Origin of the sequence: Corallococcus sp. CA041A, from assembly GCF_003612075.1 — a bacterium.
Lineage (GTDB): Bacteria > Myxococcota > Myxococcia > Myxococcales > Myxococcaceae > Corallococcus > Corallococcus exiguus.
Window position 1 is genome coordinate 62,731 of the sequence record NZ_RAWF01000011.1, and the last position, 12,465, is coordinate 75,195.

The window sequence follows — 12,465 nt, forward strand, 5'->3', positions numbered from 1 at the left end:
GCGATAGCTCAAGGGGGGAATCATGAAGACAACGTCGATTCGCGAACTGGGGCGGCGGTGTGGGGGATATGTGCTTGGATTGTCGCTTGCCGTGGTGGCGCTGCCTGGAGCAGCCATCGCCCAGGCACCGGGCGGGCTTCCCAACACGTACACCCAGAGGAACCTTGTCTCCGATGGCAGCGTGGCCGCGGAGCATCCGGATCCCAATCTGATCAACAGCTGGGGGCTTGCCTTCAACCCGTTCGGCGCCGCCTGGGTCGCCGACAATGGGACAGGGGTGTCAACCCTCTATGACGGCGATGGGAACGCGCAGTCGCTCGTGGTCACCATCCCGGTGCCCACGGGAGCCACGGCTCCGTCGAGCCCCACGGGCGTCGTCTTCAACGGCTCCGAGGGCTTCGTGGTCACCTCGGGAAGCGCCAGTGGGGCTGCTCGCTTCATCTTCGTGACGGAGCAGGGCGTCGTGGCTGGCTGGTCTCCGCTGGCGGCCCCAGCCAATGCCATCCTCACGGTGGACAACTCCGGCAGCAACGCGATCTACAAGGGCGTCGCCCTGGCGAACAATGGCACCGCCGCCTATCTCTACGCGACCGACTTCCACAACGGAAAGGTGGACGTCTTCGACAGCAATTTCGCGCCCGCCACGCTGAGCGGGAACTTCACGGACCCGAACCTGCCTGCCGGCTTCGCGCCGTTCGGCATCCAGAACATCAACGGCGACCTCTACGTGAGCTATGCGCAGCAGGACGATGAGCGCAAGGACGACGTGCACGGCGCGGGCCTGGGCTACGTCAACGTCTTCGATTCAAACGGGAACCTGATCCGCCGGCTCATCTCCGCGGGCAGCCTGAACGCGCCGTGGGGCATGGCCGTGGCGCCGGCCAGCTTCGGGCGGTTCGCCGGGCGCCTGCTGGTGGGCAACTTTGGCGACGGCACCATCAACGCCTTCGACACCGTGACGGGCACCCTGGATGCCCAGCTCCAGGGCACCAACGGGAAGCCGATCGTCATCGACGGCCTCTGGGCGCTCGCGTTTGGCAACGGCCTCATGAACCAGCCCACCCGCACGCTGTTCTTCACCGCGGGTCCGGCGGAGGAGAGCCAGGGCCTGTACGGCCGGCTGGACGTGGCCTCCCCGGGCGCGACCCGCGTCCCCTCCCGTCCCACGCGCTGAGCCGCGCGCGGTCGAAGCAGGGAACACTCCAGGGATGCGCTCGGGGAAGTCTGCCCCGGGCGCGTCCCTTTTTCTTTCGCATCAACGGGGCCCCCATCCCTCGGATGGTCACCATCGCCAACGCGCTCACCGTCAGCGCCCAGCAGTACGCGGGCAACAACTCCGCGCAGACACTCCAGCTCATCCTGTTCCTGCGCGCTGGCTACTACGTCCAGTTCTACCAGTCAGGCACGGTGGGCAGCTACGGCGCCTCGCTGCGCGACGCCATCCGTCCGGCCCTCGCGGCCTTCGTCGCCAATACCCATTTCACGGACGTCAACGACGCACACGGCGCGGTGCTGCGGGAGTTCGTCATCCTCATCGACAGCGCGGTGGAGGCAGCCCAGCACCTGGGCACGCTCCGGGGCCTGCTGGACCGCTTCAACGCCTCCACCGAGGCGTCCTATTACATGAGCGGCGCCACCAACAGCGTCTACCAGGTCCTCTACCGGAGCCATTCCAACGCGGCCTTCCTGGCGGCCGTGCAGGCGGACACGTCCATCCTCCAGTCGCTCGAGTCCTTCATCACCCGCACCGAACACCTGCTGGGCACCTCCAACCAGTACCTCACCGTCAACGCGGCGCGCGAACTGGCCCGCTTCCTCAGACACTCCGGACCGCTCCAGACCCTGACGCGCCCCAAGGTGAAGGCGGTCATCGACAACCACTCGATGACAGGTCCCTCGGCGGGCCTCTGGGTGGGCGCGGCGGAGATGGTCGACTTCTACGACAAAGCCAATTGCGCGTACTACGGCACCTGCGACTTCCGCCGGACGGTGGAACAGACGGTGCTCGGCATCACCCACACCTGTGGAGCCACCCTGCGCATGCGCGCGCAGCACATGACGGCGACACAGCTCACGCAGAGCTGCGACCAGCTCGCCACGCAGGAGACGTACTTCCACGACACGCTGAAGACGAACCGCGTGCCGGTGGCCAACGACAACAACACGTCCCTGGAGGTGATCATCTTCGACAGCAGCCTCGACTATCAGAACTACGCTGGCGTGCTGTTTGGCATCAATACCAACAATGGCGGCATGTACCTGGAAGGGGACCCCGCCGCCTCCGGCAACCAGGCCCGCTTCATCTCCTACGAGGCGGAGTGGCTGCGGCCCACCTTCGAAGTCTGGAACCTGCGCCACGAATACGTCCATTACCTGGATGGCCGCTACAACATGAAGGGTGACTTCAACACGAGCACCAGCCAGCCCACCGTCTGGTGGATCGAGGGCCTGGCCGAATACATCTCCAAGAAGAACGACAACGCCAGCGCGGTGACGCTGGGCAAGAGCAAGGCCTTCCAGCTCAGCGAGGTCCTGCGCAACAACTACAGCAGCAGCGCCGACCGCGTGTACTCGTGGGGCTATCTGTCCACGCGGTTCATGTTCGAGCGGCACGCGGATCAGGTGGACACCTTCCTCAACCAGTTCCGCGCGGGCAATTACACCCACTATCGCCAGTCCCTGGATGCGCTGGGCACGGCGAACGACACGGAGTTCCACCAGTGGATTGACTGCGTCGCGAGGGCCGCGGACCCGAGTGTCTGCGTGCCCCCTGGCTCCGGCCCCGGGCCGACTCCTGCCTGCACGGCGTCCAACCCCCAGCAGCTCGACAACAACTGCTACCGGGGCCCGTTGGCCTCCACCGGCACGCTGCTCTACTTCTATCTCTATGTGCCTCCCGGCGCGCGCAACCTGCGCTTCGTGGCAAGCGGCGGCACGGGCAACGCGGACCTGTATGTCCGCGGCGGCACCTGGCCCTCGCAGACCGTGTATGACTACCGGCCCTATCTCCCAGGCAATGACGAGACGGTGGAAGTCCCCTCCCCCACCACTGGCGCCTACTACTACCTCATGCTCGTGGCCTGCACGCCCTACTCGGACGTGAAGCTGGAGGCCCACTTCGACAGGACGCCCTGACGTGACCGGGCGGGCTCCCGGTTGGACTCAAGGCCACCCGGGAGCCATCCACGGGGTGAGCCGTTGCGCGAGGGGGTAATCTGAACGCCATGAATCGATTGAGGAGTGCCACCCTTGCGCTCGTCTTTATCGGCTGCGGCTGCGCCGCCGACGATGCGCCCCCTTCGTCGCGCTGGCGAGCGAGGCTTCGGCCCCGGCCGAGTCCCGCGAGGCGCAGGAGTCGGCTGCGTTGGTCAACCCCGGCTACATCGTCGCGATCAGCCACAACATCGCGGGAGAGCTCGCCTACGGGGGCGGCACGGGCGCCATCGACCTGGTGAACTCCTTGATGGGCGGCGCCAATCAACCCGACGTGGTCGCCCTCCAGGAGGTCTGCCAGACGCAGGCAAGTGCGTTCTGGAACGCCAACCATCCCCGGGGCTATTGGGCCGCGTTCTACCCCACCAAGTACAAGGCGGCTTGTGGGGGCGTCGGCGGGGCGCTCAACCACGGCAACCTGATCGCCGTGCGGACGGAGTACGGCCCCTCCGTGCAATACAACCTCGACCTCCCCGGGAACTCAGGCCACGGGATGATCTGCATCGACTTCACCAAGCAGGGCCGGGCCTTCCGGGCTTGCAGCACCCATCTCATCGCTGGCTCGGGCCCGGACGACAACACGCGGCTGGCTCAAGCCAATACAATCCGCTCCTGGGCGACCAGCTGGATGAACTCGGGTTACCGGGTCATCGTCGGCGGAGACTTCAACGCGGCGCCCAGCTCGCACGTCATCCAGACGTTGAACCACCTGGGCAACGGTGACCCGTTCATCGACGCGGACTTCAAGGCGCCCCGCGAGACCAAACGTCAGTACAGCCCGGCCTGCAACCAGCCGTGGAACTCGAAGCTCGACTACGTGTTCTTCTCGTACAACTGGACGGGGAGGAACAACATCGAGGCCACCCTGCGCGGAGAGACGTGCTCCGATCACCGCGCGCTCATGGGCACGGCCAAGGTGACGAACTGAGCCGGATTCACTGGCTCGGAGCTCATCCCTGACGGGAGCCCCTCGGCCGTCTGCCGCGGGGGCTCTCGCCGGCGTACCGCCGGTACACGCGTCGAAAGGCAGCCGCGTCGGCGTAGCCCACCCGGGCGGCGACGTCATCGACCGAGTCCCGGGTCGTCTCCAGGAGGTGGGAGGCATGCGCCACGCGGACCCGCTGCACGAACTCGAGCGGCGTCATGCCCAGGCCAGCCTGGACCCGCCGCGCGAGCGTGCGCGGTGACGTGGCGGCGGCGCGTGCGAGCTCCGCCAGCGTCAACTGCCGGCCGAGGTTCGCGGTGATGAACCGTTCGACCGAGCGCAGCACCGGGTCCGAGACGCGCAGATGCTCCATCACCATGTATCGGGCCTGCGAAACGCGCTCGTCGAGCACGAGGTAGCGAGCCACCAGGTGCGCCAGTGACGGGCTGGCGACGCGCGCGACGATGGCCAGCATCAAGTCGGCGTGCGCGAAGGCCGATCCCGCGGTGAGGACCCCGTCACTTTCGATGACCATCCGGTCCGCGCGGACGGTGACCTGGGGGAAGCGGCGCACGAACGCGGGCACCAGCCACCAGGTCGTCGTCGCGTCCCGTCCCGCGAGGAGCCCCGCCGCCGCCAGGACGAAGGTCGCCGAGCACGAAGCAGCGACCATCGCCCCCTTCGCCGCCGCTCGCGCGAGCAGCTCCATGCCGCGCGCGGTGTCGGCGCGGGAGAGCAACTGTTCGACGGCGCGCTCGGTGGCCGCGGAGAGTCCGGGCACCAGCAGCACATCTCCCGCCTTCACGCTTCGCAGGCTGAGCGCACCGTCCACGCAGACGGAGCGTCCCGTGCCGGAGCGGACCGGGCGGCCATCCAGCGACACCACGCGTTGACGCAGTGGGTTCGCTCCTCGTGGAGCGCTTGGGACAAGGCCTGACTCCAGCAGGCGCGCGGCCGTGTTGACCACGTCGAGGCCGACACCCAGCGGGCCCTCGGCCACGCCATCCAGCACGACATGCCAAATCATTCCTGGCAAGGGTAGACCGAAAGCTGTCAACGTCGCCACTGGCTCACCGGAGAGGGTTTCCCGCATCGTCCGGGCATGACTCCTCCCGCCCCCGAGCCCACCGCCGACGATCCCCTGGATGACTTCGAGCGGCGCGCCATCACGCTTCAGGCGACCCCGCGCACCGTCTACGTCGCCGGTCGAGGTCCCGCGGTCATCGTCATGGCCGAGATGCCTGGCATCAGCCCTCACGTCGCGCGCTTCGCACGTTGGGTCCGGGATGCCGGCTTCACGGTCTACATGCCGTCGTTGTTCGGGAGGGATGGGGCCTATCCGCAGGCGGAGGCGGGGCTCGCCGTGATGAAGAAGGCCTGCGTGAGCGCGGAGTTCCGCGCGTTCGCGGCGAATGCGTCAAGCCCTGTGACGCAGTGGCTGCGTGCGCTCGCGAGCCTCGCGCACCAGGAATGTGGAGGCCCCGGCGTCGGCGCCATCGGAATGTGCTTCACCGGCAACTTCGCGCTCAGCCTGATGCTCGAGCCCGCGGTGCTGGCGCCCGTCCTGTGCCAGCCCTCGCTGCCGCTCGACACTCCGGGAGCGATTCAAATCGCCCCCGAAGAAGCCGCGGCCGTGAAGGAGCGGCTCGAGCGTGAAGACCTGACGGTGCTCGCGTACCGCTTCGACGGCGATCGCTTCTGCACGGCCCAGCGCTTCGCCGCCTACGCCGAAGCGCTTGGGCCCCGCTTCCACCCCAGGGTGCTGCCGTCGTCGGCCGCGAACTCCAGGCCCCCACCCTTCTTCGAGCGCATCGTCGGCGGTGCGCACAGCGTCGTGACCGCGCACCTCATCGACGCGGCCGGAGAGCCGACCCTCGCGGCGCGAGACGAAATCCTGTCCTTCTTCGCGCGGAGGCTTCGCCAGGAGGCAGCTCCGTGAGGACCGGCTGAAGGGCGGGGTCGCCCGTTCTTGCGCAGCACGTCGTGGAGCGTGGCACGGCGATGAGGGTGCGAAGGAAGCCACGGCGCTGGAAGACGCGATATCCTGGCGAGGCCGTACAACCAGGGAGACGTCATGCGAGGATTTTTCGGGACGGTTCTGTTGGCCGGGCTGCTGGCCGCATGCGGTGGCTCGGAGCCGGAGTCGGCGGCGGACGCCAGAGGGGTGCAGGAAGCGTCGTGCCTGAGCGAGTGCCAGGCGGAGTACCACCAGTGCATGGTGGAGAACGCTGGCAACGGCCCCGGCAAGGTTCTGTGTGGCTACGCGCTCAACGCGTGCAAGGCGAACTGTCCTCCGGGGGGCGCGCCCGCGGCGGAGCATGTATCGCAAGCCGAAGCGTCCATCGTCATCCCGGACTGCACCGTGTTCGAGGGCTACGCGTGCGCGCCCCCGCGTGCACGGAAGAGCTGCTACCACAACCAGTCGGGCCAGCAGATTCCTGGCCTGTGCATCTGCGGGACTGCGGGCACCTGGTCCTGCGGGTGAATGAGGGCAGAGGCCCTCGCTGAACCGAAATCACGTGCCACGGTGTGCTGCTCGTCGCAGCCGGAGGTCTCTGATGGAGCCGTCCACCGAAGAATTCATGCGCGAGGCCATCGCCCTGGCTCGCGCCAATGTTGAGTCGGGTGGCCGTCCGTTCGGGGCCGTGCTCGTGCGCGACGGTCGGGTGATCTCGCGCGCGGTCAACGAGGTCATTCAAACGAAGGATCCCACCGCCCACGCCGAGCTTCTGGCCATTCGCAATGCAAGCCAGAGCCTCGGCAGCGCCGGCCTGAGTGGCTGCATCATCTACGCCAGCGGTCATCCCTGTCCGATGTGTCTGGCCGCCATGCACCTGTGCGGTATCCAGGGCGCCTACTTCGCCTACTCCAACGAGGAGGGCGAAGCCTTCGGCCTCTCCACGGCGCCAATCTACGCGCAGTTGGCTCGCGGGCCCCAAGCCCAGTCCCTCCCGCTGCGGGCGCTGCGCCCGGCGGACGAGCATGGACTGTACGACGAGTGGAAGCGCCAGCAGGACTGACCCATCAGGAACTTCAGGAGGGAGAAGCTCGCCATGCCCCCATGAGCCATCCGCATCAAGACGCCCCATGCCTGTCTTGACGCATCTCCAAACTCATCACCCCTCGACAATGAACGTGGTGGAGTCCACTCCGGTGTTGCCGGTGACGGGGTCGTACGCAGTCACCGTGACTTCGTATGCGCCCTGCTGCTGGACGGAGAGCTCTGCCTCGAAGGTGCTGGTCTTCCCGGCGTACTTCAGGGGGAGCTGGGTGAGCGGCTTTCCATTGTGCTTCACCGTGGCCTGCAACTCATACCGAGTGGAATCCCAGAGCCCCTGGGGCTCTGTCGGGCAGCCACACATGAGGACGAGGTTGGCGCGAAGAGGCAGGGTGAGCTTCTTGTCTTTCGCGAGCTTGACGAACTCGTGAGCGGAGGGCGTCAGCACATCCACCACGAAGCCAGGCAGCTCCAGGATGAGGCCATCGCCCTCGATGTGCTTGCCGGGCAGCAGCCAGAGCTGGGTCGTGCTGGTCGCGAGCGCCTGCCGCTGAGCAAGAGGCCCGGACACCTCCACCGTCACCAGCCGCGGCTCGGCGAGGTCCAGGGTGGCCGTGAACTTCGCGGAGGCCTCATCCGCGAGCGGTGCGCCCCGCACCTGGGGCTGCTTCATCAGCGTCTGCGTGTTGCCTGTCGAGCCGGCGGTGACGCCGCTGGCCAGCATCTGGCCGGTTTGACCATCCCGGAGCACCACGCGCACGCCCCCCATGGACGTCCCGATGAACTTGCCGTCCCGGGCGCGAGCCCTCACGACCAGCCGCGTCTCCGCGGCAAGGGCCGTCGCGGAGAACAACACCAGGACCCAGGGGATGAGGCTTCGCATGACTCGCTCCGTATCGGAAGGGAAGGTCTGAAGCGAAGCCACCTACCACGGCTTGCTCCCCGCGAAGGCGCGCACTGCTAGGATGTCGCGCCATGAGTCAGAAAGCTGCTTCGAAGTCGGGTGGGGCCAGGATCCTCCTCATGCTCGGCTGCGTGGTACTGGCGATGGGTGGCGGCGTCTTCGCGGCGTTGAAGCTGCTCGGCAACGGCGCGGGCAAGACCGACGTCGGAAACCGGAAGGCGCTCGCTTCGGTGCAGGCCCAACTGCGCACGGTCGATGCGTGTGTCATCGAATACAACCAGTGGCCCCGATCCCATCACCGGCAGATGCACCGGCGAAACGTCTTCATCACGTCCTGCGATGCGAAGGGCCTCGTTCCCAGGAGCGCGAAGGTGGTGCTCCCCGAGCAGTGGTCGCATGACGCACTCTCGTTCAAGGCGGAACGCTCATCGGTGAAGGACGAATGGTCCATCCTGGTGGACACGGAAGCGGTGCCCTTCCCGGTCCTGGTCGCGGGACTGGAAGAGCTCGCGCCCATCGTCGCGCGTGACGCCTCCGAGGCCCTGGAGAAGAGCCGAGCCGCCGAAGCGGAGAGCAATGCGAAGTATGAGGAGCAGCAGCGCCAGCAGGAGCAGCAGCGGCGGCAGAACCAGGAAAGCTATCCCTCACGGTGACGCGGGCACGCTCCTGCAACCGCAGACAGCCCCTGGCTCGGTCAAGGGAAGTATCAGCAGCCGGACCTTGTCCGGACCGTTCAGGCAGTCACGCACCTGCCGAGGCATCGAGGACGCGCCGCGAGTTCAGGATGTCTTGTACTCCAGCGCCAGCAGCGCCTTCCGTTGCTCCGGCTCCAGCCGTTCAATGGCATAGCGCAGGGTGTCCCGCTGCATCCTGGAGATGTTCTCCTGGATGAACGCCACCACCGCCTCCCGGTGGTGGTCCGCCGCGGCCTTCAGCAGCCACCCCACGCTCTTCTGCACATACGGCTCTGGGTCCAATAGCAACCGGTGTGCATTTCCGAGAATCACTTCGAGGGGCAGCATGTACCTGGAGGATCGAATCCTGCGGCTCACGAACTTCACGAGCGCGACGTTCGCCGCCCTCCGACACCAGGGGGAACGGGAGCTGGTCCAGTGCTGGATTCGGGTAAGCGCGGGCGTCCGGGTGAGGAAGAACGGATAGAGCACCGTCAGACACAGGTCGTCGCACTGGGCCCAATTCCAGACGGAGTGCTCCAACCAGTACCGGAAGCGGTCCAGCAGCGACTCGTCGAACGAGCGCCCGACCACCTTGCGGACCACGGCGAACCCCAGGAGCACCTCCTCGTGATGGGTCGCCCGGGCGAGCAGCGCCTCGGTCACCGCCAGGCGGTCCTCGGGCGACAGGCCCCTCTCCTGGATGAACGCATCAGCGATGCGCCGCACCTCCGCGTTGCGGACCCCAAGGGCACGGATGTCCGTGGGGAAGTAGCGGCGCGTCGCCTCGGCGAGGCGAGGGTCACTCCGCGCCTTCAGGGTGCGTCTGAGCTCTTCGGTCACGGCATGGGTCGCGCGCATCTGCCGCCACTCCAGGCCGCGAGGTGTTGAAGGTCAAGCCGCCAGGGCCAAGAGGGCCAGGCCCCTGCCGCGTCCCGCCTGGGAAGGCGGCTGGGCGGGGCTGGCGTGTGTCTGCTTGAGATGCATGGCTACCGAGTCGGGCATCCTCCTCAACACGCGGGTGACGCCGCTGGACGAGTCGGGGCCCTGCTACAAGAATCTCGACGACGTGCTGGAGACAGTGGAGATGGCGAACCTGGCGAAAGGGGCCAGGCGCCTCAAGCCCGTGGCCTGCATCAAGGGCGCGGACTGACGCCCCTCGCCCTCCAGTGAGCGGCGGGGAAAGCCCCGCCGCCACCTCAGGCACCCGAGCCGGTTGGGATTCAGGGGGTATACAGGTCCGCCGCCCGCAGCTCGGCATTGGTTTCGAGGGCGGAGAATCCCCCCAGGACGAGCACCTTGCCATTGGCCAGCAGCGTCGCCGTGTGCTCGAGGCGCCGTTGGACCATGGAGCCGGTGGCGCTCCAGGTGCCCGTGGCCGGGTCATACAGCTCCGCCGTCGCCAGGCCGGCGCCACTGGTGCAGCATCCCCCCGTGGCGAGCACCTTGCCATTGGCCAGCAGCGTCGTCGTGTGGGAGTTGCGCGGCGCGGACATGGAGCCGGTGACGCTCCAGGTGCCCGTGGCCGGGTCATACAGCTCCGCCGTCGCCAGGACACTACTGCCCGCGCCCCCCGTGACGAGCACCTTGCCATTGGGCAGCAGCGTCGCCGCGTGATAGCCGCGCGCCGAGGTCATGGAGCCGGTGGCGCTCCAGGTGCCCGTGGCAGGGTCATACAGCTCCGCCGTCGCCTGGTAGCTGACGTTGTTGCTCCCCCCCGCGACGAGCACCTTGCCATTGGAGAGCAGCGTCGCCGTATGGACATCGCGCGAGACGACCATGAAGCCGCTCGAGGCCCAGGTGCCCGTGGCCGGGTCGTACAGCTCCGTCGCCGACGTAAGGCCACTGGAGTTCCATCCCCCCGCGGCGAGCACCTTGCCATTGGAGAGCACCGTCGCCGTGTGCTGGTAGCGCGGGGAGAACATGGAGCCGGAGGTGCTCCAACTGCTCGTGGCCGGGTCGTACAGCATCGACGCCGCCGGATAGCCCGTGCTGTTGCTTCCCCCCGAGACGAGCACCTTGCCATTGCCCAGCAGGACCGCCGCATGTCGGGAGCGATCCGAAGGCATGGGGCTGACAGAGCTCCAGGTGCCCGCGGTCGGGTCGTACAGCTCCGAGTTCGCCATGTGGCCCAAGATGTTGTTGCGTCCCCCCGGGACGAGCACCTTGCCATTGCCCAGCAGGACCGCCACGTGTCCGGTGCGGGCGTTGAACATGGAGTTCGCCGCGGCCCAGAAGGCCGAGGGGCACGCCGGCAGTCCCGTCACCGTGAAGCTCTGGGTCGCCTTCAGGCCCAGGGTGTTGCCCACCGTGGCGACGAGAGTCGGGGTGACGCCCGTGTTGAGACACGAGGGCGCCGTCCAGGTGAGGATGCTGCCGCTGGCCCCCGTGCTCGGGGTGCCGCTCGTGCCCACGTTGGCCGCCCAGGTGAAGCTCAGGGCCAGGCCCGCGGGATCCGTGGCGTTCACCTCGAAGGTGAGCACCTGGCCGGCCGTGGCCGTCTGGCTCGACTGGGTGGCGCGGGTAATGGTCGGCGGTGCACGCACGACGGCGTCCTTGGACACGCACAGCATCAAGCTGCCCGTGTTCTGTCCCCCGCGGCCGTCCTTCACCACCACGTTCAGCTGGCAGTTGTTGCACGCCCCCGTGGGCTGGGCCGAGGGCGTGAAGGTCGCGGTGGCGGTGCTCGCGCCCGTGAAGCTGCCCGCGCAGGTGGCGCTCCACTGATAGCTGAGCGGGTCACCGTCCGCGTCGGTGGCCAAGGTGGACAGCGCCGTCTGCACGCCCACGTTCAGATAGGACTGGGTGGACGTCAGGGTCACCACCTTGGGCGCGACGTTGAAATCCGCCTTCACGGTGCTCGCGCCACTGCCCGCGGAGACATTCAAGGTCAGGTTCACCGACAGGGTCGCGCCGCGCGAGTCGCTCACCGTGAGCACCAGGGTCACCGGGCCCTGCAGGGTGGGTGCCGTCCAGGTGGTATTGGCCGAGGTGGGCGCGGAGAAGCTGCCCGAGGGAGCCGCCCAGGAGAAGCTCACGGTGTCACCCGCGTTGGGATCATGCGCCGTGGCCGTCAGGGTGACGCTGCCCCCCGGGGCCACGGTGGTGGGCGTGGCCAACAGGGAGTCGAGGATGGGCGCCTCGTTGGTGAAGGGCGGTGGGGCGGAGACATCCTGCAGGGTGAGGGTCACCAGCCCCGTGGCGCCGGCGGTGACGGTGACGTCCTCGACGCGCCCCTCGTAGCGCAGGGTGTTGGACGAGGTGAAGGCCTGCGCCACGAAGGTGCGCTGGAGACCCGCGGGAATGTCACTGATGACTCCGCTCCACGCTCCGCTGGTGAGCACCAGGTCCTTGGAGAGCGACACCATGTCCGCGCCGGAGACGGTGACGGTGACGCGCGAGACGTCCCCGGGCACGACCGCGGCGGTGTAGACGGTCAGCTGCATCGCACCCGACCCGGACACGCTGGTGGGGGGCTCGGAGTCACAGCCGGCGAGCAACGCCAGCATGAGCGGGAGGACTGCGGACAAACGCAGTGAAGACACGGGATTTCCTTGTCTGACGGCAGAAGGCTGCACGCGGCATGAAGCGGCGGGCACTGTAGCGCAACGGTGTGACAGCACCTCCCGGGTTGACTCCAGGTAGGAGCCCCTCCGCCCGGGGTACGGGACTGGCGTGTGTCTGCTCGAGATGAATGGCTTCCGCGCCGGCCCGGAGTGCGGCTCATGGGCTCCCCGTCAGCGTCCCTCAC

The 12,465-nt window shown here is 67.6% G+C and carries 12 protein-coding genes; 8 read left to right on the plus strand and 4 right to left on the minus strand.

Annotated features, from left to right (window positions below; genetic code table 11):
* Positions 1-22 precede the first annotated feature (22 nt).
* The 3 genes from D7V77_RS03815 (at position 23) to D7V77_RS03825 (ending at position 4,141) form a co-directional block, all read left to right on the plus strand.
* Positions 23-1,174: a TIGR03118 family protein gene (locus D7V77_RS03815; RefSeq protein WP_120574900.1), complete on the plus strand. Its 1,152-nt coding sequence runs from the start codon at positions 23-25 to the stop codon at positions 1,172-1,174.
* Between the two features lie 104 nt (positions 1,175-1,278).
* The gene (locus D7V77_RS03820; RefSeq protein ID WP_120574901.1) at positions 1,279-3,135 is read left to right on the plus strand and encodes a M9 family metallopeptidase; all 1,857 of its coding nucleotides are present in this window, start codon (positions 1,279-1,281) and stop codon (positions 3,133-3,135) included.
* A gap of 229 nt (positions 3,136-3,364) precedes the next feature.
* Positions 3,365-4,141: an endonuclease/exonuclease/phosphatase family protein gene (locus D7V77_RS03825; RefSeq protein ID WP_120574902.1), complete on the plus strand. Its 777-nt coding sequence runs from the start codon at positions 3,365-3,367 to the stop codon at positions 4,139-4,141.
* A 22-nt stretch (positions 4,142-4,163) separates the two neighbouring features.
* Here D7V77_RS03825 and D7V77_RS03830 read toward each other — a convergent pair whose 3' ends face one another.
* A complete protein-coding gene (locus D7V77_RS03830) occupies positions 4,164-5,165 on the minus strand; it encodes a GlxA family transcriptional regulator (RefSeq protein WP_120574903.1) in 1,002 nt (333 codons plus the stop codon).
* Positions 5,166-5,240: 75 nt separating this feature from the next.
* On the opposite strand from D7V77_RS03830, the gene D7V77_RS03835 reads away from it, so the two are divergent.
* The 3 genes from D7V77_RS03835 (at position 5,241) to D7V77_RS03845 (ending at position 7,158) form a co-directional block, all read left to right on the plus strand.
* Positions 5,241-6,077: a dienelactone hydrolase family protein gene (locus D7V77_RS03835; protein ID WP_120574904.1), complete on the plus strand. Its 837-nt coding sequence runs from the start codon at positions 5,241-5,243 to the stop codon at positions 6,075-6,077.
* Between the two features lie 135 nt (positions 6,078-6,212).
* On the plus strand, positions 6,213-6,623 hold the full coding sequence (locus D7V77_RS03840; RefSeq protein WP_126933409.1) for a hypothetical protein: 411 nt from the start codon (positions 6,213-6,215) through the stop codon (positions 6,621-6,623).
* Positions 6,624-6,696: 73 nt separating this feature from the next.
* On the plus strand, positions 6,697-7,158 hold the full coding sequence (locus D7V77_RS03845) for a nucleoside deaminase (protein WP_120574906.1): 462 nt from the start codon (positions 6,697-6,699) through the stop codon (positions 7,156-7,158).
* 96 nt (positions 7,159-7,254) lie between these two features.
* Here D7V77_RS03845 and D7V77_RS03850 read toward each other — a convergent pair whose 3' ends face one another.
* Positions 7,255-8,019 carry a hypothetical protein gene (locus D7V77_RS03850; RefSeq protein ID WP_120574907.1) on the minus strand — a complete coding sequence of 255 codons (765 nt, stop codon included), beginning with the start codon at positions 8,017-8,019 and terminating at the stop codon, positions 7,255-7,257.
* Between the two features lie 92 nt (positions 8,020-8,111).
* Here D7V77_RS03850 and D7V77_RS03855 point away from each other — a divergent pair, with 92 nt between their 5' ends.
* Entirely contained in the window at positions 8,112-8,693 is a 582-nt protein-coding gene (locus D7V77_RS03855; RefSeq protein ID WP_147451971.1) for a hypothetical protein, read from the plus strand.
* Positions 8,694-8,819: 126 nt separating this feature from the next.
* Here the strand turns inward: D7V77_RS03855 and D7V77_RS03860 are convergent, their stop codons facing one another.
* On the minus strand, positions 8,820-9,575 hold the full coding sequence (locus tag D7V77_RS03860) for a DNA alkylation repair protein (RefSeq protein WP_120574909.1): 756 nt from the start codon (positions 9,573-9,575) through the stop codon (positions 8,820-8,822).
* A 124-nt stretch (positions 9,576-9,699) separates the two neighbouring features.
* Between D7V77_RS03860 and D7V77_RS03865 the strand changes: the two genes are divergently transcribed.
* The gene (locus D7V77_RS03865) at positions 9,700-9,867 is read left to right on the plus strand and encodes an RtcB family protein (RefSeq protein WP_233596668.1); all 168 of its coding nucleotides are present in this window, start codon (positions 9,700-9,702) and stop codon (positions 9,865-9,867) included.
* Between the two features lie 70 nt (positions 9,868-9,937).
* Here the strand turns inward: D7V77_RS03865 and D7V77_RS03870 are convergent, their stop codons facing one another.
* On the minus strand, positions 9,938-12,259 hold the full coding sequence (locus D7V77_RS03870; protein WP_233596669.1) for a kelch repeat-containing protein: 2,322 nt from the start codon (positions 12,257-12,259) through the stop codon (positions 9,938-9,940).
* Positions 12,260-12,465: the final 206 nt, after the last annotated feature.